This is a genomic window from Streptomyces sp. NPDC059897 (assembly GCF_042730865.1).
In the GTDB taxonomy this organism is placed as follows: Bacteria; Actinomycetota; Actinomycetes; order Streptomycetales; family Streptomycetaceae; genus Streptomyces.
Genome location: NZ_JBHWKQ010000009.1, coordinates 209,299 through 229,281, shown reverse-complemented (window position 1 = coordinate 229,281; position 19,983 = coordinate 209,299). Strand labels below are relative to the sequence as shown.

Annotated in this window: 18 protein-coding genes; 4 read left to right on the top strand and 14 right to left on the bottom strand. The window is 71.6% G+C overall.

Going from position 1 to position 19,983, the window contains the following annotated elements; genetic code table 11:
• Nucleotides 1–49: 49 nt before the first annotated feature.
• Nucleotides 50–1,372, bottom strand: a complete 1,323-nt coding sequence (locus ACFV9W_RS13495) for a nitrate/nitrite transporter (protein ID WP_385759234.1) — start codon at nucleotides 1,370–1,372, stop codon at nucleotides 50–52.
• Nucleotides 1,369–2,067, bottom strand: a complete 699-nt coding sequence (locus ACFV9W_RS13490; RefSeq protein ID WP_385759231.1) for a GntR family transcriptional regulator — start codon at nucleotides 2,065–2,067, stop codon at nucleotides 1,369–1,371. The genes ACFV9W_RS13495 and ACFV9W_RS13490 overlap by 4 nt, the downstream gene beginning before the upstream one ends.
• 194 nt (nucleotides 2,068–2,261) lie before the next feature.
• Here ACFV9W_RS13490 and ACFV9W_RS13485 point away from each other — a divergent pair, with 194 nt between their 5' ends.
• Nucleotides 2,262–3,119: a D-alanyl-D-alanine carboxypeptidase family protein gene (locus ACFV9W_RS13485; RefSeq protein WP_385759303.1), complete on the top strand. Its 858-nt coding sequence runs from the start codon at nucleotides 2,262–2,264 to the stop codon at nucleotides 3,117–3,119.
• 104 nt (nucleotides 3,120–3,223) lie between these two features.
• Here ACFV9W_RS13485 and ACFV9W_RS13480 read toward each other — a convergent pair whose 3' ends face one another.
• The 3 genes from ACFV9W_RS13480 to pdhA (ACFV9W_RS13470) are packed head-to-tail and all read right to left on the bottom strand — an operon-like array spanning nucleotide 3,224 to nucleotide 6,973.
• Nucleotides 3,224–4,552 carry a dihydrolipoamide acetyltransferase family protein gene (locus ACFV9W_RS13480; RefSeq protein ID WP_385759228.1) on the bottom strand — a complete coding sequence of 443 codons (1,329 nt, stop codon included), beginning with the start codon at nucleotides 4,550–4,552 and terminating at the stop codon, nucleotides 3,224–3,226.
• A gap of 16 nt (nucleotides 4,553–4,568) precedes the next feature.
• Nucleotides 4,569–5,549 carry an alpha-ketoacid dehydrogenase subunit beta gene (locus tag ACFV9W_RS13475; RefSeq protein WP_385759226.1) on the bottom strand — a complete coding sequence of 327 codons (981 nt, stop codon included), beginning with the start codon at nucleotides 5,547–5,549 and terminating at the stop codon, nucleotides 4,569–4,571.
• A 5-nt stretch (nucleotides 5,550–5,554) separates the two neighbouring features.
• Nucleotides 5,555–6,973 carry a pyruvate dehydrogenase (acetyl-transferring) E1 component subunit alpha gene (gene pdhA / locus ACFV9W_RS13470; protein WP_385759223.1) on the bottom strand — a complete coding sequence of 473 codons (1,419 nt, stop codon included), beginning with the start codon at nucleotides 6,971–6,973 and terminating at the stop codon, nucleotides 5,555–5,557.
• A 193-nt stretch (nucleotides 6,974–7,166) separates the two neighbouring features.
• On the opposite strand from pdhA (ACFV9W_RS13470), the gene ACFV9W_RS13465 reads away from it, so the two are divergent.
• Nucleotides 7,167–7,823 carry a response regulator gene (locus ACFV9W_RS13465; RefSeq protein WP_385759220.1) on the top strand — a complete coding sequence of 219 codons (657 nt, stop codon included), beginning with the start codon at nucleotides 7,167–7,169 and terminating at the stop codon, nucleotides 7,821–7,823.
• 148 nt (nucleotides 7,824–7,971) lie between these two features.
• Nucleotides 7,972–8,427: a pyridoxamine 5'-phosphate oxidase family protein gene (locus tag ACFV9W_RS13460; RefSeq protein WP_385759217.1), complete on the top strand. Its 456-nt coding sequence runs from the start codon at nucleotides 7,972–7,974 to the stop codon at nucleotides 8,425–8,427.
• Nucleotides 8,428–8,449: 22 nt separating this feature from the next.
• Here the strand turns inward: ACFV9W_RS13460 and ACFV9W_RS13455 are convergent, their stop codons facing one another.
• The gene (locus tag ACFV9W_RS13455) at nucleotides 8,450–10,033 is read right to left on the bottom strand and encodes a protein kinase (protein ID WP_385759214.1); all 1,584 of its coding nucleotides are present in this window, start codon (nucleotides 10,031–10,033) and stop codon (nucleotides 8,450–8,452) included.
• Between the two features lie 339 nt (nucleotides 10,034–10,372).
• Nucleotides 10,373–10,918, bottom strand: coding sequence for a bacterial proteasome activator family protein (locus ACFV9W_RS13450; protein ID WP_385759212.1), 546 nt, complete (start codon nucleotides 10,916–10,918; stop codon nucleotides 10,373–10,375).
• Between the two features lie 160 nt (nucleotides 10,919–11,078).
• Between ACFV9W_RS13450 and ACFV9W_RS13445 the strand changes: the two genes are divergently transcribed.
• On the top strand, nucleotides 11,079–11,483 hold the full coding sequence (locus tag ACFV9W_RS13445) for a hypothetical protein (protein WP_385759209.1): 405 nt from the start codon (nucleotides 11,079–11,081) through the stop codon (nucleotides 11,481–11,483).
• 10 nt (nucleotides 11,484–11,493) lie between these two features.
• Here the strand turns inward: ACFV9W_RS13445 and ACFV9W_RS13440 are convergent, their stop codons facing one another.
• From ACFV9W_RS13440 to pdhA (ACFV9W_RS13410), 7 genes are all read right to left on the bottom strand, one after another.
• A complete protein-coding gene (locus ACFV9W_RS13440; protein WP_385759207.1) occupies nucleotides 11,494–12,474 on the bottom strand; it encodes an NAD(P)H-quinone oxidoreductase in 981 nt (326 codons plus the stop codon).
• An 81-nt stretch (nucleotides 12,475–12,555) separates the two neighbouring features.
• A complete protein-coding gene (locus ACFV9W_RS13435) occupies nucleotides 12,556–13,653 on the bottom strand; it encodes a potassium channel family protein (protein WP_385759205.1) in 1,098 nt (365 codons plus the stop codon).
• Nucleotides 13,650–15,215: a molybdopterin molybdotransferase MoeA gene (locus tag ACFV9W_RS13430; protein ID WP_385759202.1), complete on the bottom strand. Its 1,566-nt coding sequence runs from the start codon at nucleotides 15,213–15,215 to the stop codon at nucleotides 13,650–13,652. The genes ACFV9W_RS13435 and ACFV9W_RS13430 overlap by 4 nt, the downstream gene beginning before the upstream one ends.
• Nucleotides 15,212–16,168 (bottom strand): DUF6457 domain-containing protein, encoded by a 957-nt coding sequence (locus ACFV9W_RS13425; RefSeq protein ID WP_385759199.1) that lies wholly within the window; start codon nucleotides 16,166–16,168, stop codon nucleotides 15,212–15,214. Before ACFV9W_RS13425 ends, ACFV9W_RS13430 begins: the two co-directional genes overlap by 4 nt.
• 81 nt (nucleotides 16,169–16,249) lie before the next feature.
• Nucleotides 16,250–17,686 carry a dihydrolipoamide acetyltransferase family protein gene (locus tag ACFV9W_RS13420; protein ID WP_385759197.1) on the bottom strand — a complete coding sequence of 479 codons (1,437 nt, stop codon included), beginning with the start codon at nucleotides 17,684–17,686 and terminating at the stop codon, nucleotides 16,250–16,252.
• 14 nt (nucleotides 17,687–17,700) lie between these two features.
• Complete coding sequence (locus tag ACFV9W_RS13415; protein ID WP_385759194.1) at nucleotides 17,701–18,711, bottom strand: alpha-ketoacid dehydrogenase subunit beta; 1,011 nt, start codon at nucleotides 18,709–18,711, stop codon at nucleotides 17,701–17,703.
• The gene (gene pdhA / locus ACFV9W_RS13410; protein ID WP_385759191.1) at nucleotides 18,708–19,850 is read right to left on the bottom strand and encodes a pyruvate dehydrogenase (acetyl-transferring) E1 component subunit alpha; all 1,143 of its coding nucleotides are present in this window, start codon (nucleotides 19,848–19,850) and stop codon (nucleotides 18,708–18,710) included. The genes ACFV9W_RS13415 and pdhA (ACFV9W_RS13410) overlap by 4 nt, the downstream gene beginning before the upstream one ends.
• Nucleotides 19,851–19,983: the final 133 nt, after the last annotated feature.

The window sequence follows — 19,983 nt, the reverse complement described above, 5'->3', positions numbered from 1 at the left end:
GCGGCCTCCGGTGCCGCGCACCCATGACGACGGCGCCGGCCCCGCCGGATCACACGGGGACGTGCACCGACGCCACCCGGGAAGCCACCAACCGCTCACGCTCGGCGCGAGCCGCCCGCCGCCGCAACCGGAGGATCTGGCTCACGCCGAGCACCTCGAGGACGAACACCGCGGAGAACGCCACCCGGTAGTTGTCGCCGGTCGCGTCGAGCAGCACCCCCACCGCGAGCAGCGTCGTCATCGAGGCGATGAACCCGCCCATGTTGACGATCCCGGACGCCGTCCCCTGCCGCTCCGGCGGATTCGCGGGCCGCGCGAAGTCGAACCCGATCATCGACGCGGGCCCGCACGCCCCGAGCACCACGCACATCACTACGAGCAGCCACATCGGCGACTGCCCCGGCCACACCACCGGCATCGCCCACATCACCGCGGTCGCCGCCACGGTCCCGAGCGCGAGCGGCAGCCGCGCCGCGTGGTGCCGCGCCACGATCTGCCCGTAGACGAGCCCGACCGTCATGTTGGAGAGGACGACGAGCGTCAGCAGTTCACCGGCCGTGCCCCGCGAGAGGCCCTGCGCCTCCACCAGGAACGGCAGCCCCCACAGCAGCAGGAACACCATCGCCGGGAACTGCGTGGAGAAGTGCACCCACAGGCCGAGCCGCGTCCCCGGCTCCCGCCAGGTCGCCGCGATCTGCCGGCGCACAGACGCGGCGCCCTTGTGCGCGCCGGACGGCGGTGCGGGCTCGAACCCCTCGGGGTGGTCCTTGAGGAACAGCAGCATCAGCACGAGCACCACGACGCCCGCGAGCGCGCTGCCCGCGAACGCGGCCGTCCACCCGATGCCGTGCAGCAGCCGCGCGATGACCAGCGTGGAGACGAGGTTGCCCGCCATGCCGACGAGCCCCGCGAGCTGCGCGACCAGCGGCCCGCGCCGCGCCGGGAACCACCGCGTGCCGAGCCGCAGCACGCTGATGAAGGTCATGGCGTCGCCGCAGCCGAGCAGCGCGCGCGACACGAGCGCCATGGAGTACGAGGAGGAGAACGCGAAGCCGAGCTGTCCGACGGTGAACAGGATCACGCCGAGCGTCAGGACCTTCTTGGTGCCGAGCCGGTCGACCATCAGGCCGACGGGTATCTGCATGCCCGCGTACACGAGCAGCTGGAGGATCGAGAACGTCGACAGGGCCGAGGCGTTGATGTGGAAGCGCTCGACGGCGTCGAGGCCCGCGACGCCCAGCGACGTACGGAAGATGACGGCGACGAAGTAGACGGCGACGCCGATCGACCAGACGGCGACGGCCCGCCGCCCGCCGGGCGGATCGCCGGGCAGGGACATCGAGGGGGAGGACGCGGAGGCGGCTGAACTCATCGCTCGTCACCCCGCGCCAGGCTCCGCACCCAGCTGACGTGCCGGCGCACGACGGCGACGGCGGCCTCCTCGTCCCCGGCGCGCAGCGCGTCGAGGATCTCGCTGTGCTCGGAGAGCGTCTTCGCGATGCGGTCGGGGTGCGAGCGCATCACGGCGACGCCCATCCTCAGCTGCCGGTCGCGCAGCTGGTCGTAGAGGCGGGCGAGGATCTCGTTGCCCCCGCTGCGGACGATCTCCGCGTGGAAGCAGCGGTCGGTGGTGGCGGCCTCGGTGAACTGTCCGGCGGCGGCCTGTGCCCGCTGTTCCTCCAGGAGTTCTTCCAGGCGCGCGATGAGCTGCGGCTGGGCGGGCACGGCCTTGCGCACCGCGTGCTCCTCGACGAGCAGCCGGGTCTCCACGACGTCCGCGATCTCCTGCGCGGAGACCGGCAGGACCAGGGCGCCCTTCTTCGGGTAGAGCTTGAGCAGCCCTTCGACCTCCAGCTTGAGCAGCGCCTCCCGTACGGGTGTGCGGGAGACGCCTACGGCCTCGGCGAGCTCGCCCTCGGTGAGCAGCGTCCCGCCCTCGTAGCGGCGCTCGAGGACGCCCCGCTTCACGTGGTCGTAGACGCGCTCGGCGGCGGGCTGGCGCTTCTCCGCGGCGGGCTTGGGGGCAGCGGCCTTTTCTGTGGCGGTTTCTGTGGCGGTCGACGGCATGCGCACATCATAGATACAACACGTACGCAAGATGGTCGGCGTCCAAGATGCGGGATATTCGCTCCCTCGTTCCCCCAGGGCCCCGCGCAACCGACAGGCCCCTTCACGTGTCTCACACAGGGCACCCCCATTCCTCAAGGGGTGCCCCACAAGGGACACTTGGAGCACTCGACTTGAAAACTCGCACAGCGGGCATAGCCGTTCTCGTCGCGGGAACCGTGATCACCAGCGGTGCGCTGAGCACCACCGCGCAGGCCGCCACGGCGCCGGCCAAGCCCACGGTCGCCGCGGCCGGTGGCTATGTGATGAACAACGGAACGGGTTCGAGCCTGTTCACAAAGGCCGCGGACACCCGTAGGTCCACCGGCTCCACCACCAAGATCATGACCGCCAAGGTGGTGCTGGCCCAGCCGAATCTGAACCTGGATTCCAAGGTCACGATCCAGAAGGCGTACAGCGACTACATCGTCAAGAACACCGCGTCGTCGGCCCGCCTGATCGTCGGCGACAAGGTCACCGTCCGCCAGCTGCTGTACGGCCTGATGCTGCCCTCGGGCTGCGACGCGGCGTACGCGCTCGCGGACAAGTTCGGCTCGGGCTCGACCCGTGCGGCGCGCGTGAAGTCGTTCATCGGCAAGATGAACAAGTCGGCGACCGACATGGGCCTGAAGAACACCCACTTCGATTCGTTCGACGGCATCGGCAAGGGCGCCAACTACTCGACTCCGCGCGACATCACGAAGATCGCGTCCTCGGCGATGAAGAACGCGACGTTCCGCTCGGTCGTGAAGACGAAGTCGACGAAGCAGAAGGTCACGACGAAGTCCGGCGGCTACCGGAACATGTCGTGGTCCAACACGAACAACCTGCTCGGTACGTACTCGGGGGCCATCGGCGTCAAGACCGGGTCGGGCCCGGAGGCCGGCTACTGCCTCGTCTTCGCGGCGACGCGCAGCGGGAAGACCGTGATCGGGACGGTGCTGAAGTCGACGTCCGTCAACGCGCGGACGTCCGACGCCAAGAAGCTGATGGATTACGGGTTCAAGAAGTAGGGCCGGGTAAACCAAGCCCCTCCGGCGATTGAGGAGCGGGGTCCGGGGCAGAGCCCCAGGCCGCAACCCCGTCGCCGGAGGGACAGGCGATCAGGCCCAGGTGATCAGGCCCAGGTGATCAAGCGCTTCGGACGCTCCAGGATCGCCGCGACGTCCGCGAGGACCTTGGATCCCAGCTCCCCGTCCACCAACCGGTGGTCGAAGGAGAGCGCCAGGGTGGTGACCTGGCGCGGCTTGACCTTGCCCTTGTGGACCCACGGCTGAAGCTTGATCGCTCCGACGGCGAGGATCGCCGACTCACCGGGGTTCAGGATCGGCGTACCGGTGTCGACGCCAAACACACCCACGTTGGTGATCGTGACGGTCCCGCCCTGCATCGCGGCCGGGGACGTCTTGCCCTCGCGCGCGGTGGAGACCAGCTCGCCCAGCGCGGACGCCAGTTCGGGCAGGGTCTTGGCCTGCGCGTCCTTGATGTTCGGCACGATCAGCCCGCGCGGGGTGGCCGCGGCGATGCCCAGATTCACGTAGTGCTTCTGGACGATCTCCTGGTTGGCCTCGTCCCAGGCGGAGTTGACCTCGGGGTTCCGCTTGATCGCGACGAGCAGCGCCTTGGAGATGAGCAGCAGCGGGTTGACCCGCAGCCCCGCCATGTCCTTGTCGCCCTTGAGCTCCTCAACAAGCTTCATCGTGCGCGTCACGTCGATGGTCACGAACTCCGTGACGTGCGGCGCCGTGAACTTCGAGTTCACCATCGCCTGCGCGGTCGCCTTGCGGACCCCCTTGATCGGAATCCGGGTCTCGCGGACGGAGTCGTACGAGGCGGGGGCGGTGGCGGGAGCCGCCGTCGGCGCGGGGGCCTGGGCGGGCACCTCGGGCGCGGGCGCGACGGCCGCGTGCACGTCCTCGCGCGTGATGATCCCGTCGCTGCCGGACGGGATCACGGCGGCGAGGTCCACGCCGAGGTCCTTGGCGAGCTTGCGCACGGGCGGCTTGGCGAGGGGCCGGGTCAGCGTGGCCGTGCCGTTGGTGGCGGGCACCGACTCTGACTCGGCCCCCTTGCGGGCGCGGCGCTTCGTGGAGGACTCGGCGACGCCGTACCCCACGAGCACGGGCTGCCGGCCCTGGGGCGCCTCGGCCTCGCCTTCGGTCTCGGCCTCCGGCTCCGCCGCGGGTGCGGCCGGCTCGGGCGCGTCCCCCGCCACGTCCACAGAGATGATCACCTGGCCGACGTCGACCGTGGTCCCCTCGGGGAAGAGCAGCGCCTTGACCACCCCGTCGTACGGGATCGGCAGCTCGACGGCCGCCTTCGCGGTCTCGACCTCGCACACGACCTGGCCGTCCTCGACGGAGTCGCCCGGCTGCACGTACCACTTGAGGATCTCGGCCTCGGTCAGGCCTTCGCCCACGTCGGGCATCTTGAACTCACGAGCCATGATCTACAGCCCCCTCTCAGTACGCCAGCGAACGGTCGACGGCATCGAGCACCCGGTCAAGACCCGGCAGGTACTCCTCCTCCAGGCGCGCCGGCGGATACGGCGCGTGGTACCCGCCGACCCGCAGCACGGGCGCCTCCAGGTGGTAGAAGGACCGCTCGGTGATCCGGGCCGCGAGCTCCGCGCCGGAGCCGAGGAAGACGGGTGCCTCGTGCACGATGACGAGGCGGCGGGTCTTCTCCACCGACTTCTGCACGGTGTCGAAGTCCATCGGCGAGATGGAGCGCAGGTCGAGGACCTCCAGGGACTTGCCCTCCTCCTCGGCGGCCGCGGCCGCCTCCAGGCAGACCTTCACCATCGGCCCGTACGCGGCGAGCGTCAGGTCGCTGCCCTCGCGCGCGACGGCGGCCTTGTGCAGGTCGCCGGGAACGGCCTCGGTGTCGACCTCGCCCTTGTCCCAGTAGCGCCGCTTGGGCTCGAAGAAGATCACCGGGTCGTCGCTCTGGATGGCCTGCTGGAGCATCCAGTAGGCGTCCGACGCGTTCGAGGGGCTGACCACCTTGAGGCCCGACACGTGCGCGAACAGCGCCTCGGGCGACTCGCTGTGGTGCTCGACCGCGCCGATGCCGCCGCCGTACGGGATCCGGATGACGACGGGCGTCTTGACCTTGCCGAGCGCGCGGGCGTGCATCTTCGCGAGCTGCGTGACGATCTGGTCGTACGCGGGGAAGACGAAACCGTCGAACTGGATCTCCACGACCGGCCGGTAGCCGCGCAGCGCGAGGCCGATCGCGGTGCCGACGATGCCGGACTCGGCGAGCGGGGTGTCGATGACCCGGTCCTCGCCGAAGTCCTTCTGCAGGCCGTCGGTGACGCGGAAGACGCCGCCGAGCTTGCCGACGTCCTCGCCCATGACGAGGACCTTCGGGTCGTTGTCGAGCGCCGTGCGCAGCGACTCGTTGATCGCCTTGGCGATCGGAAGCTTCTGTACCGCCATGATCGTCAGGCCTCCCCGTCCGCGAACGACGCCTGGTAGGCGGCGAATTGAGCGCGCTCCTCGTCGACGAGCGCGTGCCCGTCCGCGTACACGTTCTCGAAGATCGCCATGAGGTCCGGGTCCGGCATGGCCCGTACGACATCGCGTACTCGCTTGCCCAACGTCTCGCTCTCGGCGTCGAGTTCCGCGAAGAATCCCTCATCCGTGTCGGTTTGGGACTCCAGGTACGCGCGCAGGCGCAGGATCGGGTCCTTCACCTCCCAGGCGACGCGCTCGTCGTCGGACCGGTACTTCGACGGGTCGTCGGAGGTGGTGTGCGCACCCATCCGGTACGTGAACGCCTCGATCAGCGCGGGGCCCTCGCCCTGCCGGGCCCGGTCGAGGGCCCAGCGGGTCACGGCGAGGCAGGCCAGCACGTCGTTGCCGTCCACGCGTACGCCCGGGAAGCCGAAGCCCTGCGCGCGCTGGTACAGCGGCACACGCATCTGGCGCTCGGTCGGCTCGGAGATCGCCCACTGGTTGTTCTGGCAGAAGAACACGACGGGGGCGTTGTAGACGGCCCCGAAGTTGAAGGCCTCCAGGACGTCGCCCTGGCTGGAGGCGCCGTCACCGAAGTACGCGATCACCGCGCTGTCCACGCCGTCCTTGGCGACGCCCATCGCGTAGCCGGTGGCGTGCAAGGTCTGCGAGCCGATGACGATCGTGTACAGGTGGAAGTTGTTGCTGTTCGGGTCCCAGCCGCCGTGGTTCACGCCGCGGAACATGCCGAGCAGGTTCGTGGGGTCGACCCCGCGGCACCAGGCGACGCCGTGCTCGCGGTAGGTCGGGAAGACGTAGTCGTCCTCGCGGGTGGCCCGCCCGGAGCCGATCTGGGCCGCCTCCTGGCCGAGCAGCGAGGCCCACAGGCCCAGCTCGCCCTGGCGCTGCAGGGCCGTGGCCTCGGCGTCGAAGCGGCGCGTGAGGACCATGTCGCGGTACAGGGCGCGCAGCTCGTCGTCCGTGATGTCGGCGACGTACTTGTCGTACTCGGGGTTCGGGACGCGCTCGCCCTCAGGGGTCAGCAGCTGCACCAGGTCGCTCTGCGGCGCGGCGGCCTCGGCGGCCTTCTTGGTCACCCGCTTCGCGGGGGCCTTGGCGGCGGCGGTCTTGCCGGGGGACTTCTTCGCAGACTTCTTCGCAGCGGTCCGCTTGCGCGGCGGCTGTGCCTTCTGCGCTGCGGCAGTGCTGTCGGCACTGTCTACGGTCACGTGTGCTCCTCCGTCGGTCCGGCCCCGGGATTGCCGGATGGCCAGTCGGCTCGGCTCGCCTGATCCGTCCACGCACGGGGTGGGTGCGAGGTGCCGGCGACAGGCGTGACAAATGCTCCGGCAAGCACCCTTCACCCAGCACGTTACCCAGTGGGTCACACATCTGCGAAACCCCATCTGACCTGCGATTTTGCTTGGATTTCCAAGTAGTTCGTTGGTTGGATTTCCTAGTATCGCGAGGGAAGACGAAGCGTCGCAGGTCACAGCTGTGCGACAGGTACTGGATCTCAGCCTGGCAGGGGGCCGGAACACCGGCACGTTATCCCGGTCACCCAGCGCGCGGGAAGGGTTCGTGTGTGAGACTGAGGCCGTGCGCGAAGACGGAAAAATCCATGTATTTCTGCTCGACGACCACGAGGTGGTCCGCCGCGGCGTCCATGAGCTGCTGTCGGTCGAGGACGACATCGAGGTGGTCGGAGAGGCCGGAACGGCCGCCGACGCCCTGGTGCGCATCCCCGCGACCCGGCCGGACGTGGCGGTGCTCGACGTGCGCCTGCCGGACGGCAGCGGGGTGGAGGTGTGCCGGGAGATCCGCTCCCTGGACGAGTCGGTCAAGTGCCTGATGCTGACGTCGTTCGCGGACGACGAGGCGCTCTTCGACGCGATCATGGCCGGCGCCTCCGGCTATGTCCTGAAGGCGATCCGCGGCAATGAGCTGCTCACCGCCGTACGGGACGTCGCCTCCGGCAAGTCGCTGCTCGACCCGGTCGCCACGGCCCGCGTCCTGGAGCGGCTGCGCGACGGCGGCCGCAAGGACGACGACAAGCTCTCCGGCCTCACCGACCAGGAGCGCAAGATCCTCGACCTGATCGGCGAGGGCCTGACGAACCGGGTCATCGGCGAGCGGCTGCACCTCGCCGAGAAGACGATCAAGAACTACGTCTCCAGCCTGCTGTCCAAGCTCGGCATGGAGCGCCGCTCCCAGGCGGCCGCGTACGTGGCCCGTATGCAGGCCGAGAAGCACTGACGGCTCCCCCGGGCCCCCTGGAGACTCCAGGAGCCTCCAGGGGGCCCGGGAGCATCCCGGGGTCGCCCGCCCGCACAGGACCTATGTCACGCGTCCTGAGGGCGGGCTCCTCTGTTTCGCGGGGGCGCGCGCGGCGCACAGTGGTGACATGCCCACCGATGCGCAGCAGGACCCGCAGGACCAGGACCGCGCCTTCGAGCTGCTCGCCCGCGTGCCCTACGGCCGCGTCGCGACCAGCATGCGCGCCCTGCCCTTCCTCGCCGCCGCCCGCCACGTCGTGGCCGACGGCCGCCTGCTGCTGCGCATGCACCGCGGTTTCGGCTACCACGAGGCGTGCATCGGCAGCGTCGTCGCCTACGGGGCGGACAACCTGGGACAGGAGCGGCCCGGGGACGAGGGCCAGTGGTCGGTGCAGTGCGTGGGCACCTGCGAGCAGATCGAGCCGACCGCGGCCGAGCTGGAGCTCTTCGGGCCGACCCCGCGCACCGCGGACGGCGAGCCCTTCGACCCGGTCCACCTGCGCGTCGCCCCGCAGTTCATGACGGTGCACGAACTGCGGGGCGGGTCGGCTCAGCGGGGCGCATCAAGCCCCTGCGGCGATTGAGCAGCGGGGTGTGGCCGGCGGGTTACTCGCCGGTGTCGCCGCCGCCGACGACACCGGTGCCGCCGTCCGTGGCGGGCTCACCCGTGCCGCCCCCGCTCGCGTCACCGGTCGGCTCGCCCGTGTCGGTCGGCTCGTCCGTCGGCTCGTCGGTCGGCTCGTCGGTGTTCGACGGAGTCGGCTGCGTCGGCTCGTCCGTCGGCTCCTGCGACTGCGTCGGCGACGGGTTGGTGGTCGTCGGCTCCTGCGTCGGCGTGTAGCCGGTGTCGCCGCCCGTGCTCGTGCCCGGCTCCTCCGTGGCCTCCGAGGTGTCCTCCGAGGCCGACTTGCTGGGCTCCGAGGACTTCTCGGACTTGGTGGCGCTCGGCGACTTCTTGTTGCCGGGGTCCTTGTCGCTGCCGTCGCCGCCGCTGAGCGCCCAGGCGACGCCCACCGCGATGGCGATGACCGCGAGCACGGCGACGATCCACAGCTTGCCGCGGCCGCCTCCGCCGCCCCTGTTCCCGTTCCCGTCGAAGCCGCCGTCGTCGCCGCCCGGCGGGCGCAGCATCGGCTGCTGGGCCGTGCCGGAGTCGCCCGGGTGCTGCATCGCCGTGGTGGCGGCGACGCCCATCGCGGGCGTGGAGCCGCCCTCGTGCGCATCGAGGGGGCCGGTGTTCCAGGTGCCGGTGTGGCCACCCTGCTCGTACAGCATCTGGAGCGCGTACTGGACGAGCCCGCGCATCTCCTCGGCCGTCTGGAACCGGTCGTCCGGGTCCTTGGCGAGGGAGCGCATGACGAGGCCGTTCAGCTCCGGCGGCACCTCGTCCAGGACCTCGGAAGGCAGCACGGGGGTGTCCTGGACGTGCTGGTAGACCACGGAGAGCGGGGTCTCACCGGTGAACGGCGGGCGCAGCGCGAGAAGTTCGTAGAGCAGGCAGCCGACGGCGTACAGGTCGGAGCGGTGGTCGACGGCCTTGCCGAGGGCCTGCTCGGGCGAGAGGTACTGGGGGGTGCCCATGACCATGCCGGTCTGCGTCATGGTCGACTGGACGCCGTGCAGGGCGCGCGCGATGCCGAAGTCCATCACCTTCACCGCACCGGTGTTGGTGATGATCACGTTCGCGGGCTTGATGTCGCGGTGCACGATGCCGTGCTGGTGCGAATAGGCCAGCGCTTCGAGGACACCCGAGACGATGATCAGGGCCTGCTCCGCGCCCGGCGGCTCAGCGCTGAGCAGCAGGTCGCGGATGGTGCGGCCCTCGACCAGCTCCATCACGATGTACGGGACGGTGCTGCCGGCGACGACGTCCTCGCCGGAGTCGTAGACCGCCACGACCGCGTGGTGGTTGAGCCCCGCGACCGACTGTGCCTCGCGGGTGAAGCGGGCCTTGGAGACCGGGTCCTCGGCGAGGTCCGCACGGAGCAGCTTGACGGCGACGGTGCGCCCGAGGCGTACGTCCTCGGCGGCGAACACCTCCGCCATGCCACCCCGGCCGAGTCTGCCGGTGAGGCGATACCGCCCATCCCCTACGAGCCCGCCGTTACCCCACATCTCCGGCGCATCTGACATACCGCCGCCAGTCGCCTCGGGGTCGGACGGGCCCTGAGCGCGCTGCTGCTGTGCCATCAGTCCTCGCCGTCGTTTCTGTCCGTGCTGCCGGATCCATACATCGGAGTACGCGCGGTTGCGAAATACCGACTCCGTCGGGCCACGCTACAGGCATCGGCCATGTCGCCGTTCCGAGATGGACCGGACATCCAACCCGTACTCGTGCAGGCCCTGCAAATCGTGAGCAGCATATTTGTAGGCGGCCAGTGGCGATTTCGTGATCACTTGGGGCGATCGGCACCTGTCGCGCGGTGTCCAAGTTCACGCACACGTAGGGGCCCGTCCTGTGACGGGCCCCTACGTATGTGACGGGTGAGCTGCCTGTTGTTCCTGGTGAGCTGTCTGCGGACCAGAGGTCTAGAGGTACGGACCGCCGGAGCGGCCGCCCGCGCGCGGGTCCTCGCCCTCTTCCTCGCCGCCGCCGACGCCGGGCGGCAGCGCCCGGCGCATCTGCTCGAGCTGGGCGCGCGCCGCCATCTGCTGGGCGAACAGCGTCGTCTGGATCCCGTGGAAGAGTCCCTCGAGCCAGCCGACGAGCTGGGCCTGCGCGATGCGCAGCTCGGCGTCGCTCGGGGTCGCCTCCTCCGTGAAGGGCAGGGAGAGCCGCTCCAGCTCCTCGACGAGTTCGGGGGCGAGACCGTCCTCCAGCTCCTTGACCGAGCTGTGGTGGATCTCCTTGAGGCGCTGCCGGCTCGCTTCGTCCAGGGGAGCCGCGCGCACTTCTTCGAGCAGCTGCTTGATCATGCTGCCGATGCGCATCACCTTGGCGGGCTGTTCCACCATGTCGGTCACCGGGATCTCGCGGGACTCGTCGCCGCCACCGCCACCGAGTGCCATGCCGTCCTGGCCCACGACCAGGACCTGCGGGTTGTCCGGCGACTGTTCGTTCCTCGGCATCTCCATGCCGCCATTCTCTCGTACGTCGCTGTCACATCTCGGTGGTGCCCCCGTTCGGAGCTGATCCACCATGCCCGGCGGACCGAAATCCGGCGTGCCTGTTTTATCCGGCTATGTGAGGCTTGGCACAAGCATCTGGACGAACCGGGAGCGGAAGGGGCTGGGGATGGGGCGGCTTCGGTGGGTGGCCGGGCTTCTCTTCTCCGTGCCGCTGTTCCTGGCGGTGCCGGTGGTTCCGGCGCTGCCGGCGGCCCCCTCGTACGCCGCCGAGCCCTCGCCGCACGGGTCCCTCGCGGGCAGCCGGGCGGGCGTGGGCCGGACGCCGCCGGGGCGCGAGCTGCCCGCGCCGGACACCAGCGGGGTCGTGCTGCCCCCGGCCGCCACCGACCCACCGCCCGCGGTCTCGCGGGAGCCGCGCCCCGAGCGACCCGCCTCCGAGCGCCCCGACTCCGCGCGGCAGGCCGTGGGCGAGCCCGGGGCCAGGCCCTTGGTGAACGTGCTGCCACTGGGGGCGGGGCTGCTGCTCACGGGGCTCGGCCTCGGGTTCCTCGCGCTGCGGCTGCGCCGGTGACACGTACCGGCTACTCGTTGGTGAGCAGCACCTTGCCGATGTGACCCGACTCCTCCAGGATCCGGTGACCCTGCGCGGCATCGCTCATCGGCAGCGTGCGGTCCACGATCGGCCGCACATGGCCGCCCTCGACCAGCGGCCACACGTGCTCGCGCACGGCCGCGACGATCGACGCCTTCTCGCCCTGCGGGCGGGCCCGCAGCGTGGTCGCGGTGATGGCGCCGCGCTTGCCGAGCAGCGTGGCGATGTTCAGCTCGCCCTTCACCCCGCCCTGCATGCCGATGATGGCGAGCCGGCCGCTGGTGGCGAGGGCGTCGACGTTGCGGTTCAGGTACTTGGCGCCCATGTTGTCGAGGATGACGTCGGCGCCCGCCCCGCCCGTGGCGTTCTTGATCTCTTCCACGAAGTCCTGCTCGCGGTAGTTGATCAGGATGTCCGCGCCGAGCTCCGCGCAAAAGTCGAGCTTCTCCTTGGTGCCCGCCGTGACCGCGACCTTCGCGCCGACCGACTTCGCCAGCTGGATCGCCATGGTGCCGATGCCGCTGGAGCCGCCGTGCACGAGGAAGGTCTCGCCCGGCCGCAGGTGGGCGATCATGAAGACGTTGGACCAGACGGTGCAGGTCACCTCGGGCAGCGCGGCGGCCGTGGCCAGGTCGAGGCCCTTCGGCACCGGGAGGAGCTGTCCCGCGGGGACGGCGGCCTTCTCCGCGTAGCCGCCGCCCACGAGCAGCCCGCACACCTCGTCGCCGACCGACCAGCCGGAGACTCCGGCGCCGAGCTCGACGATCCGGCCGGCGCACTCCAGGCCCGGATAGGGGGAGGTGCCGGGCGGCGGGTTGTAGAAGCCCTGCCGCTGGAGCAGATCGGCGCGGTTGACGGCGCTGGAGACCACCTCGACCAGGACCTCGCCCTCGCCGGGTACGGGGTCGGGGACCTCCGTCCAGACGAGCGCCTCGGGTCCGCCGGGTTCCGGGATCGTGATCGCATGCATGGCCGCGAGGCTACTCCCGTGGATCAGTCACGGGGAGGTGGCGGGGCAGCCGCGCGTCCGGGGGGGGCGCCGCCCGGGCCATCAGTTGCGGGGCGTCGGCTTCATGTCCGGTGCCAGCTGGGTCATGGGCGTGACGCGGGTGATCGTGATGAGGCGGTCCGTCAGCTTGAGCGAACCGACGGCCGAGTCGTCGTAACCGAGAACCCGGTGCCCCCGGATGACGCTGACGACCAGGTCCTCCGTCTCCTTCGGCTGCAGTCCGACCTCGGACTTCGTGACCGGGCGCTCGACCAGATCGAGGCCGGAGCCCTTCTGGATGAGGTCCTCCATGACCATGCCCGCGTGCGGGCTGAGCACGGAGAGGCCGAGCAGCCGGCCCGCCGCGCTGGCGCTGGTGATGACGGCGTCGGCGCCGGACTGGCGCAGCAGCGGCGCGTTCTCCTCCTCGCGGACCGCGGCGACGATCTTCGCCCCACGGTTCAACTGCCGCGCGGTGAGCGTCACCAGGACCGCCGTGTCGTCGCGCTGCGTCGCGATGATGATCTTCCGTGCCCGCTGCACCTCGGCCTGCAACAGGACCGAGCTGCGCGTGGCATCGCCCGTCACGCCCGCGTATCCATGGGCGTTGGCGCTCTCGACGACCTTGGGGCTGGGGTCGACCACAACGACCTGCTCGGGCTTCAGCCCGCTCGCGCAGACGGTCTCCACGGCGCTGCGGCCCTTGGTGCCGAAGCCGACGACGACAGTGTGGTCACGCAAGGTGGACCTCCAGCGTTTCAGGCGCCATTCCTCCCGCGTCCGCTCGGTGAGGACTTCGAGCGTGGTGCCGACCAGGATGATCAGGAAGAGCACACGCAGCGGCGTGATGACGAAGATATTGGTGAGCCGCGCCGCGTCACTGACCGGCGTGATGTCGCCGTATCCCGTGGTCGAGAGCGTGACGGTCGCGTAGTAGAACGAGTCGAGCAGATCGACATGGCCATCGGAGTTGTCGTTGTAGCCGTCTCGGTCGATCCACACGATGAGCGCGGTGACGACGAGCACGGTGAGCGCTATCAGCACGCGCCGGGCCACTTGGAGGATCGGACGCTCGACGACCCGCCGGGGGAGTTTCACCCGGTAGGTCGCGGTCCGCTCTTCCTCTTGGCGTGCGATGGCGTCATCGCCGGCCAGTTTCACGTGAAACACCCTTCGTTTCCCGCCGGGTTGAGACCGGGCAGGCCGGGGTTCCACGACCACGGAAGGTCGAGGATCTCCACCTCCTGGCCTTCCTTGGCGCCGCCGGGCGGGATGACGGCGAGCCCATCGGCGGCCGCGATGCCACGCAGCATGGCCGGACCGTTGTAGTGCAGAGGCACCGCCCACTCGTGCCCACTGCCGTCGTCCTGCCGCAGCACGATGGGGATGAGGCGGGTGTCGTGGGGGTGGCCGGGGGCCACCGTGTGCAGGGGGGCGGTGTACGCGTCCGCGTTCCGGTCCCCGTCGGACTGCTGGCGCCCGTCGTGCACTTGGCGCTGTGCGGAGCTGTGCGTCTGGTCCTGGGCCCGGCCCGAGAGCACCCGCAGCAGCGGCTCGGCGAGCGTGAGCAGACCGGAGACGGCCGCGAGGGGGTTGCCGGGGAGGCCGACCAGGTGCTGTCCCTCCTTGAGGCGGGCAAGCAGCATCGGGTGGCCGGGGCGGACGGCGACCCCGTCGACGAGCAGTTCGGCGTCGACGGCGCGCAGGGTGGGGTGCACATGGTCGACGGGCCCTGACGCGGTGCCGCCGGTGGTCACGACCAGGTCGGCGCTTGCCTCGCGCACTGCCTTGAGCAGCGCCTTCGCGTCGTCGCCGAGCCTGCGCACGGACGTCACCTCGACGCCGAGGGCGCGCAGCCAGTGCGGGAGCATCGGGCCGAGCGCGTCCCGGATGAGGCCGTCGCGGGGGAGGCCCGAGGTGAGCAACTCGTCGCCGAGGATCAGGACTTCGACCGTCGGCCGCGGGACGACGGTCAGGGTGTCGTAGCCCGCGGCGGCGGCGAGACCGAGGACGGCCGGGGTGACGAGGGCGCCCGCGGGCAGCAGCAGGTCGCCGCTGCGGCACTCCTGGCCGCGCGGGCGGATGTCCTGGCCGTGGGCGACCTCGCGCAGCGGGTGCAGCTGGCCGGCCGCGTCGATGTGGCCGTGCTCGCTGCGGATGACGGCCGTGGCGTCCGGGGGCACGCGGGCACCGGTCGCGATCGCCGCGGCCTCGCCGTCGGCCAGCGGGGCGGGCGGTTCGTGCCCGGCGAGCAGCCCTTCGCCGCCCACGGCCCAGGGGCCCGGGCCCGCGACGACCCAGCCGTCCATCGCCGAGGTGTCGAAGGAGGGCAGGTCCGTCAGGGCGGTCAGCGGGGCGGCGAGGACCAGGCCGAGCGCCTGGTCGAGCGGGACGCCGGTCGCTCCGCGCGGGCCGCGTTCGGCGCGGGCGGCGGTGCGCCGGGCAGCGGGCCAGGAGGTCGCAGCGTGGCGGGGTCGGGGGCGGGGCGGCGGGGTGGAGGTGCCCGGGGCCGTGGGGGCTTGCGAGGTCTGCGGGGCCTGCGGGGCTTGTGACGCTTGTGGGGTGGACGGGGCGGGGCGGTGGGCGGCGGCCCGGTCGTCGCCCGGGCGCCCGCCGCCGGGGCGGTTGTCGTTCGCCAGGGCGAGTGCCTCGTCCACGTCGACGTCCATCGGGTCGACGCCCGCCGGGGCGGCCTGCGCCGACCGCCCGCTGCGGGCGCTCATCCCGCGTCCGGAGAGGCGGCGTCACCGGGCTTGGCCTCGGTCCCCTGCGGGGAATCGGCCTCCTGCGCCCAGCGGTTCGCGAGCTCGACCGCCTTCGCCGCGGCGGACGCCACGGCCTCGGGGCCGCCGCCCGCCTGCGCCGCCGCGTATCCCACGAGGAACGTCGTCAGCGGCGCCGCGGGGCGCGCGACGCCGTGCGCGGCGTCACGGGCGAGGTCGAGCAGGACGCCCGTGTCGACGTCCAGGTCGATGCCCAGTTCGTTCTTGGCTGCGGTGATCCATTCGTCAAGCACTCGTCCATGCTCCCTGATGCGTGACCGGGCGGCGGCGATGTCGTCCCAGGTGTCGCAGTCGAACGACGCGACGGGGTCGGTGATGCGGGTGAGGCTGAGATTACGGGTGAGCAGACGCAGCGGCAGTCCGTTGAGGTCACCGTGTTCGGCCTTGAGTTCACCGAGTACCCGGCGCAGTACCGCGTACCGGTAGGCGGCGACGAGCGGCTGCTCCCGGCCGTCGGCATCGGTGAGCAGGGCGCCATCGGCAAGCGGGGCACTGTCGGTGGACGGGACGCCGTCGGGAAGCAGGGCGCCGTCGGCCGCGTCGCCCTCCAGCGCGGCGAGGAGCCGTCGTACGGTCGGCTCCCCCAGGAACGGCAGATCGGCGGAGAGCACGAGAACGCTCTCCGCCGCCGGGGCCTCCGCGGCCTCGAGCCCCCGGATCCCCGCCTCCAGCGCGGCGAGCGGCCCACCGCCGGGCGGCTCCTCGCGGGCCCAGACGACGGGGCGGCCGGTGTCGCGCGGCTCGGCGACCACCACGGTGGCGCGGGCCCCGGCGCACGCGTGCAGGACCCGGTCGAGCAGCGCGCGGCCGCCGACCCGTACTCCGGGCTTGTCCGCGCCACCGAGGCGCCGCGCGCCGCCCCCGGCGAGGACGATGGCGTCGTACGCGTTCATCCCCCGAGTATGGGCGTACGGGCGATCAATGCCACCAGGCGGGCGGGCGATCCGTGCCGTCCGCCGCGCCCGGCGCACCGGTCACAGCGTGCGCAGCAGCACCGCCGGGTTCTCGACGCAGTCCGCGACGTACCGCAGGAAGCCGCCCGCCGTGCCGCCGTCGCACACCCGGTGGTCGAAGGTGAGCGAGAGCTGGACGACCTGGCGGACGGCCAACTCCCCTTCGTGCACCCAGGGTTTGGCGGTGATGCGGCCGACGCCGAGCATGGCCGCCTCGGGGTGGTTGATGATCGGCGTGGAGCCGTCGACGCCGAACACGCCGTAGTTGTTCAGCGTGAAAGTGCCGCCGGTGAGCTGCGCGGGGGACAGCGTCCCGGTCCGCGCGGCCTCGGTGAGCCGGGCGAACTCGCCGCTCAGCGATTCGGCGCCGCGCGTGTGGGCGTCCCGTACGACGGGCACGACCAGGCCCCGATCGGTCTGCGCGGCGAACCCGAGGTGTACCTCGTCGAGCCGGACGATCTCGCGCCGCTCGGTGTCGACCGTGGCGTTCAGCTCCGGGTAGCGGGCCAGGGCCGCGGTGCAGATACGGGCGAGGAGCGCGAGCACGGAGATCTTGGGCCCCGCGGAGGGGCCGGTCGCGGAATTCATCGCCACGCGCGCGTGCATGAGTTCCGTGGCGTCGGCGTCCACCCAGCAGGTGGCGTCGGGTATCTCGCGCCGGCTGCGGGACAGCTTGTCGGCCACGGCGCCGCGAATGCCGCGCAGGGGCGTGCGGTGTTCCTGCCGGGCGGAGGCCGGGGCGGAGGCCGGGGCGGCGGCCGGGGGCCCGGTCGGCGCGGGGGTGGCGGGCGCCTCGGTGACGGCGCTCGACGCGTTCACCGTGCTCGCCGCGTTCGCCGCCTTCTCCACGTCTCCCCTGAGGATGAGCCCGTCGGGCCCCGATCCGGTCAGCTCTCTGAGGTCGACGCCGCGGTCGCGGGCGAGCTTGCGGACGAGCGGGGAGATCACGGGGACGGGGCCCTGGGCGCGCGGGGCGCTCTCCGGTGCGGCGGGCACGCTGTCCAGCGGCGCGGGCCGCACCCGCCTGCGCCGGGTCGGCGCGGCGGTGGTTCCGTACCCCACCAGCACGTTCCCCGAGCCCTCTGCCTGCTCCGCCTTCTTCGCCGCCCCAGCGGCCTCCTGGCGCCCGTCCTGGCCCGCCTTGGCGGGCTCTTCGGCGGCGTCCGACGACGGCACGGGAACGTCCGAGAGCGGCACCTCCGAAGCCGACCGCGCGCCCACGGCCACCATCAAGAGCGGCGCCCCGACCGGCAGTTCGCTGCCCTCGTCGCCGAAGCGGGCCGTGACCACACCGCCGTACGGGCACGGCACCTCGACCATCGCCTTGGCGGTCTCGACCTCGACGACGGGCTGGTCGACGGCGACGACGTCGCCGACTCCCACCAGCCACTGCACTATCTCCGCCTCGGTGAGCCCCTCCCCGAGGTCGGGCAGCTTGAACTCGAGCACCTGCGCCATTACCCCACCGTCCCTCACTGATCCCATTGCAGCCGCGCCACCGCGTCCAGCACCCGGTCCACTCCGGGCAGATGGTGCCGCTCCAGCATGGGCGGCGGATACGGAATGTCGAAACCGGCCACCCGCAGCACCGGCGCCTCCAAGTGGTGGAAGCAGCGCTCCGTCACGCGCGCGGCGATCTCCCCGCCGGGCCCGCCGAAGCCGCCCGACTCGTGCACGACGACCGCGCGTCCCGTGCGCCGGACGGACTCGGTGACCGTCGCGTCGTCGAACGGCACCAGCGAGCGCAGGTCGACCACTTCAAGATCCCACCCCTCCCCTCGGGCCGCCTCCGCCGCCTCCAGACAGACGGGCACGGACGGGCCGTACGTGAGCAGCGTGGCACTGGTGCCGGGGCGGCGAACCACTGCCGTGCCTATCGGAAGAACGTCTTCCGGGGCCTCCGGGTTCCACGAATCCTTGGTCCAGTAAAGGCGCTTGGGCTCCAGGAAGACGACCGGGTCGTCGGAGGCGATGGACTGCCGGAGCAGCCCGTAGGCGTCCGCGACCGTGGCCGGCGTGACGACGGTGAGGCCCGGCGTCGCCATGTAATACGCCTCGGAGGAGTCGCTGTGGTGCTCGACGCCCCCGATCCCGCCGCCGTACGGCACCCGCACGGTGATGGGCAGCGGCATGGCGCCGCGCGTGCGGTTGCGCATCCGCGCGACGTGCGAGATCAGCTGCTCGAACGCGGGATACGCGAACGCGTCGAACTGCATCTCCACGACGGGCCGCAGGCCGTACATCGCCATGCCCACGGCGGAGCCGAGGATGCCCGCCTCGGCGAGCGGGGTGTCCGTGCAGCGGTCCTCGCCGAACTCCTTCGCGAGCCCGTCGGTGATCCGGAAGACACCGCCCAGGGTGCCCACGTCCTCGCCCATGACGTGCACGGACGGGTCCTCGGCCATGGAGTCGCGCAGCGCGCGGCCGAGCGCCTGCGCCATCGTGGCGGGCTTGGTCTTCGGTGGCCGGGCCACAGTGGTCATGCCTGTCCCCCTTCCGCCTCTGCGTCCAGCTCGGCCCGCAACAGGGCTTCCTGCTCCCTCAGTTGAGGGGTCCGCTCGGCGTACACGTCGCCGAACAGGTCCATCGGGTCGAGCGCGGGGTCCTGGTTCATGCGTTCGCGCAGTGCGGCCGCCTGCTCCTCCGCGCCGTCGCGCACGGCCTGGATGCCGTCCTCGTCGATGAGCCCGCGGCCGGTCAACTCCCGCTCCAGGAGCAGGACCGGGTCGTGCGCGCGCCACATCTCGACCTCGGCGTCGCTGCGGTAGCGGGTCGCGTCGTCGGCGTTCGTGTGCGCGTCCATCCGGTACGTGACGGCCTCGACCAGCGTCGGGCCACCGCCCCCGCGCGCGCGGGCCACGGCGTCGCCGAGCACCTCGTGCAGCGCCGCCGCGTCGTTCCCGTCGACCAGCCGGCCCGGCATCCCGTATCCGACGGCCTTGTGGGCCAGGGACGGCGCCGCGGTCTGCTTGGCCAGCGGCACGGAGATCGCGAAGCCGTTGTTCTGCACGAGGAAGACGACCGGGGCCTGCCACACGGCGGCGAAGTTCAGCGCCTCGTGGAAGTCGCCCTCGCTGGTGCCGCCGTCGCCGACCATGGCGAGCGCCACCACATCGTCGCCCTTCAGTTGCGCGGCATGTGCGAGGCCCACGGCGTGCGGGAGCTGGGTCGCGAGCGGGGTGCAGAGCGGCGCGATCCGGTGCTCGCGCGGGTCGTACCCGGTGTGCCAGTCACCGCGCAGCAGGGTCAGGGCCTGTACGGGGTCGAGGCCGCGGGCGACGGCGGCGAGCGTGTCGCGGTAGCTGGGAAAGAGCCAGTCCCGCTCCTCCAGGACCAGCGCCGCGGCGACCTCCGCGGCCTCCTGGCCGGTCGTCGAGGGGTACACGGCGAGCCGGCCCTGCTTGGTCAGCGCGGTCGCCTGCGTGTTGTACCTGCGGCCGCGCACCACCTCCTCGTACAGGCGGCGCAGCAGCCCGGGGTCGACGCGGGCGGCAGCGTCGGTGCCCAGGACCCGGTGGGGCTCGGCATCGGGCAGCAGCGGCGCGGGATCCGTGCGGGGCTGCCAGGCGGGCGGCGGGACGGGCCTGCCCTCGCGCGCGGCCCGCTGGTCCATGACCGTCATGACGACACCTCCTCGTGGGAGCGGCTCGGACGGCGCGTCGGATGTGATGCGCCTCACCTACCGATTGTTCGGTCGACGGCACATTTTGGCTACAGGCACCTCCAGGCTGTGGACAATCGGTTCTCCACAGCCT

Coding starts and splice junctions, on each gene's coding strand:
- ACFV9W_RS13495 (WP_385759234.1), bottom strand. CDS start 1,372: ATGAGTTCAGCCGCCTCCGCGTCCTCCCCCTCGATGTCCCTGCCCGGC.
- ACFV9W_RS13490 (WP_385759231.1), bottom strand. CDS start 2,067: ATGCCGTCGACCGCCACAGAAACCGCCACAGAAAAGGCCGCTGCCCCC.
- ACFV9W_RS13480 (WP_385759228.1), bottom strand. CDS start 4,552: ATGGCTCGTGAGTTCAAGATGCCCGACGTGGGCGAAGGCCTGACCGAG.
- ACFV9W_RS13475 (WP_385759226.1), bottom strand. CDS start 5,549: ATGGCGGTACAGAAGCTTCCGATCGCCAAGGCGATCAACGAGTCGCTG.
- pdhA (WP_385759223.1), bottom strand. CDS start 6,973: ATGGGGTTTCGCAGATGTGTGACCCACTGGGTAACGTGCTGGGTGAAG.
- ACFV9W_RS13460 (WP_385759217.1), top strand. CDS start 7,972: ATGCCCACCGATGCGCAGCAGGACCCGCAGGACCAGGACCGCGCCTTC.
- ACFV9W_RS13455 (WP_385759214.1), bottom strand. CDS start 10,033: ATGGCACAGCAGCAGCGCGCTCAGGGCCCGTCCGACCCCGAGGCGACT.
- ACFV9W_RS13450 (WP_385759212.1), bottom strand. CDS start 10,918: ATGGAGATGCCGAGGAACGAACAGTCGCCGGACAACCCGCAGGTCCTG.
- ACFV9W_RS13445 (WP_385759209.1), top strand. CDS start 11,079: ATGGGGCGGCTTCGGTGGGTGGCCGGGCTTCTCTTCTCCGTGCCGCTG.
- ACFV9W_RS13440 (WP_385759207.1), bottom strand. CDS start 12,474: ATGCATGCGATCACGATCCCGGAACCCGGCGGACCCGAGGCGCTCGTC.
- ACFV9W_RS13430 (WP_385759202.1), bottom strand. CDS start 15,215: ATGAGCGCCCGCAGCGGGCGGTCGGCGCAGGCCGCCCCGGCGGGCGTC.
- ACFV9W_RS13425 (WP_385759199.1), bottom strand. CDS start 16,168: ATGAACGCGTACGACGCCATCGTCCTCGCCGGGGGCGGCGCGCGGCGC.
- ACFV9W_RS13420 (WP_385759197.1), bottom strand. CDS start 17,686: ATGGCGCAGGTGCTCGAGTTCAAGCTGCCCGACCTCGGGGAGGGGCTC.
- ACFV9W_RS13415 (WP_385759194.1), bottom strand. CDS start 18,711: ATGACCACTGTGGCCCGGCCACCGAAGACCAAGCCCGCCACGATGGCG.
- pdhA (WP_385759191.1), bottom strand. CDS start 19,850: ATGACGGTCATGGACCAGCGGGCCGCGCGCGAGGGCAGGCCCGTCCCG.